Source organism: Acidovorax sp., from assembly GCF_046341535.1.
Taxonomy (GTDB): domain Bacteria; phylum Pseudomonadota; class Gammaproteobacteria; order Burkholderiales; family Burkholderiaceae_C; genus Acidovorax.
Genome location: NZ_JBKDRI010000016.1, coordinates 1 through 3,520 on the forward strand (window position 1 = coordinate 1; position 3,520 = coordinate 3,520).

The 3,520-nt window shown below is 67.7% G+C and carries 2 protein-coding genes and 1 pseudogene; 2 read left to right on the forward strand and 1 reads right to left on the reverse strand.

The annotated features are described in order from the left end of the window. A pseudogene (locus ACK543_RS00840) lies at nucleotides 1–149 on the reverse strand (lipoprotein-releasing system transmembrane subunit LolC); the annotation flags it as partial. Nucleotides 150–238: 89 nt separating this feature from the next. On the opposite strand from ACK543_RS00840, the gene ACK543_RS00845 reads away from it, so the two are divergent. Next, nucleotides 239–1,222, forward strand: coding sequence for a phosphoglycerate mutase (locus ACK543_RS00845; protein WP_409940990.1), 984 nt, complete (start codon nucleotides 239–241; stop codon nucleotides 1,220–1,222). Then, nucleotides 1,219–3,018 (forward strand): single-stranded-DNA-specific exonuclease RecJ, encoded by a 1,800-nt coding sequence (gene recJ, locus ACK543_RS00850; protein WP_409940991.1) that lies wholly within the window; start codon nucleotides 1,219–1,221, stop codon nucleotides 3,016–3,018. The genes ACK543_RS00845 and recJ overlap by 4 nt, the downstream gene beginning before the upstream one ends. Nucleotides 3,019–3,520: the final 502 nt, after the last annotated feature.

A 3,520-nucleotide genomic window follows, 5' to 3' on the forward strand; every position in this document is an offset into this window, starting at 1 on the left:
ACACTCAGCACAATGATGAGCGCCGCCACCCCCAGCGCAATGCCCAGCATGGACACGCCCGAGATGAACGAGATGAAGCCGTTGCGCCGCGTGGCGCGCCCAGCGCGGGTGTAGCGCCAGCCCAGGGCCAGTTCGTAGGGGATTTGCATGGATCGGGAAAAAAGGGATGGCCAGCCCGGGCGTGACGGAATGTCTGCCCGGGGGCCTTGCCGATTGTGGCATCCCGCAAAATACCGGAATGTCGGACACCCACCATGTGCTCATCCCCCACGCTGCAAGCGCCTCGGAGGGATGCCAGCAAGCCCTGCAAGGCCTGGCCTTGCCCCATCTGGACCGTCTGCTGGCGCGGCTGGGCGCCCTGCCCACCGCCTTCAGCGCGGCGGCCGCCGAAGGCGAGGAAACCAGCTTTTCGCCCCCGCACGAACGCGTGCTGGCAAGCCTGCTGGGCCTGCCTTGCGAGGATGGCCGCATCCCGTGGGCCGCGTGGCACCGCCAACAGCAGGGCGCGCCCGCCGACGAGAAGGCCTGGGCATTCGTCACGCCCTGCCAGTGGCAGGTGAGCACCGACCACGTCACCCTGCGCGACCCCGAGGCCCTGGGCCTGGATGAAGCGGCCTCGCGGGCGCTGCTGGCCATTGTGTCGCCCTGGTTTGCCGAGGACGGCATCACCCTGCACTACGACCAGCCCACGCGCTGGCTGGCCAGCGGCGATCTCTTTGCGCAGCTTTGCACCGCCTCGCCGGAGCGCGTGCTGCTGCGCGATGTGCGCGCCTGGATGCCACACTGTGCCGACCCCGCCGCCGCCCGCACGCTGCACCGCCTGCACAGCGAGATGCAAATGCTGCTGTACACGCACGCCTTCAACGACGAACGCGCCGAGCGCGGCCTGCCGGTGGTCAACTCGTTCTGGGTGCACGGTGCGGGGGCCTTGCCATCGCACAAGGCGCCTGCCACACACACCCGGCCCACCATGCCCACCGACCTGCGCGACGCGGCGCTGCGCGAAGACTGGCGCGCCTGGGCCGCAGCCTGGGCTGCACTGGACGCAGGCCCTGTGGCCGACCTGCTGCGCCAGGCCGAACGCGGTGCGGCGGTGCAGCTCACGCTGTGCGGGGACCGCAATGCACTGGCGTTTGGCAGTGCCGCCGCGCGCGGGCTGGCGCAGCGATTTCAGAGTCTTTTCAAGCCATTGCGCTTGCCTGACCTACTCAGTAAGCTATGAAAATAGTAGCAAGAGACATCCCGCCGCGTGCCGCCTGGGCGCTGGAGCAGGCGGGCGTACACCCCCTGCTGGCCCGGCTGTACGCCGCGCGCGGCGTGCGGGGCAAGGACGAGCTGGACGATGGCCTGACCCACCTGCTGCCCCCCGCCGGGCTGGCAGGCATCACGCAGGCGGCGCGGCTGCTGGCCGATGCCGTGCAGCAAAACCAGCGCATGGTCATCGTGGCCGACTACGACTGCGACGGCGCCACCGCCTGCGCTGTGGGCGTGCGCGGCCTGCGCATGCTGGGCGGCCGCCATGTGGACTACCTGGTGCCCGACCGGATCACTGACGGCTATGGCCTTACGGCCCCCATTGCCCGGCGCGTGAAGGAACGCGGGGCCGACGTGCTGATCACCGTGGACAACGGCATCGCCAGCGTGGACGGCGTGGCCGAGGCCAAGGCGCTGGGCCTCACGGTGGTGGTGACCGACCACCACCTGCCCGGGCCCGAGCTGCCCGCCGCCGATGCCATCGTCAACCCCAACCAGCCCGGCTGCACCTTCGAGAGCAAATCGATTGCCGGTGTGGGCGTGATGTTTTATGTACTGCTGGCGCTGCGGGCCGAGTTGCGCGCGCGGGGGGTGTTCGATATGTCGAGCGCCGCTGGGCCGTCCCAAGGCGAGAGGGCCCCCTCGGGGGGCAGCGAACCACGCGAAGCGGGGAGCGTGGGGGCGCCCAAGCCCCAGCCCAAGCTCGACCCGCTGCTCACGCTGGTGGCGCTGGGCACCGTGGCCGATGTGGTCAAGCTTGACGCCAACAACCGCCGCCTGGTGGCGCAGGGCCTGCGCCGCATCCGCGCCGGGCAGATGCCTGCGGGCATTGCCGCCCTGTTCCACGCCGCAGGCCGCAAGGCCAGCGCGGCCACCACGTTTGACTTTGGCTTTGCCTTGGGCCCGCGCATCAACGCCGCAGGCCGCCTGGCCGACATGACGCTGGGCATCGAATGCCTGCTGACCGACGATGCGGGCCGCGCCGCCGAGCTGGCCGGGCAGCTCGACGCCATCAACCGCGAGCGACGCGAGATCGAAGGCGGCATGCGCGAGCAGGCCATGCTGATGGCCGAGAGCCTGTTCCAGCAAGACGAAGACCCGCCACCCGCCATCAGCGTGTTCGACCCGGATTTTCACGAAGGCGTGGTCGGCATCGTGGCCAGCCGCATCAAGGACAAGCTGCACCGCCCCACCTTTGTGTTTGCCGCCAGCAGCGCGCCCGGCAAGGCGCACGAGCTCAAGGGCTCGGGCCGGTCCATCCCTGGCTTTCATTTGCGCGATGCGCTCGACCTGGTGGCCAAGCGGCACCCCGCCGTGATCCTCAAATTTGGCGGCCACGCCATGGCCGCAGGCTGCACGGTGGCGGCCGATGGCTTCGAGGTGTTCGAAAAAGCCCTGGCCCAGGTGGCGCAGGAATGGCTGGACGCATCCACCCTCACGCGCCGCATCGAGACCGACGGGCCCCTGCCCGCCGAGTACTGCCGCGCCGACATCGTGGACACCCTGCACCGCGAAGTCTGGGGCCAGGGCTTTGCGCCGCCCACCTTCAGCGAAGAAGTGCAGGTACTCAGCCAGCGCCTGGTGGGCGAGGCCAAGAACCACCTGTCCATCAAGCTCATCCACCAGGGCAACCCGGTGGATGCCATCTGGTTCGGCCACACCGAGCAACTGCCCGCGCGCGTGCTGCTGGCCTTTCGCCTCGATGTGAACGAGTGGAAGGGTGAGCGCCGGGTGCAGTTTCTGGTGGAGGGCGCGCAGGTATAGCGGCCGCAAGACCACAACGAACCCGCCCGCCCCACCCCACCCGTTCAGGCTGAGCCCGTCGAAGCCAGCGCCTCACCCCACCCGTTCAGGCTGAGCCCGTCGAAGCCAGCGCCCCATCCGTTCGGGCTGAGCCTGTCGAAGCCAGGGCGATTCTTTCAAAGGCCCTTCGACAGGCTCAGGGCGAACGCGGCGAGCGGGGCGAACGCGGCGAATCGAGCTTTAAACAAAGAAAAATCCCCACTACCGCGCTAGCAACAAACACAACAAGCTACAAACAATATAGCAAAGCTGAAATTCATCGCCCGGCCGCTGGACAAATATACCCGATGGTAGCTACCATTGATAATCACCAACCAAGGAACCCCCCGAGTTCGACACCAATCGGCCTCTCTTGGGCTGGGCCGACGAGCGCTAGCGATATGAATCAATGACTTGCGGGTGCTTCGGGTCCGATTTCTGGGTTTTCTTGTAGTGCCAATGTTGCGATATTTTGTAGTTTTCA

Coding starts and splice junctions, on each gene's coding strand:
- ACK543_RS00845 (WP_409940990.1), top strand. CDS start 239: ATGTCGGACACCCACCATGTGCTCATCCCCCACGCTGCAAGCGCCTCG.
- recJ (WP_409940991.1), top strand. CDS start 1,219: ATGAAAATAGTAGCAAGAGACATCCCGCCGCGTGCCGCCTGGGCGCTG.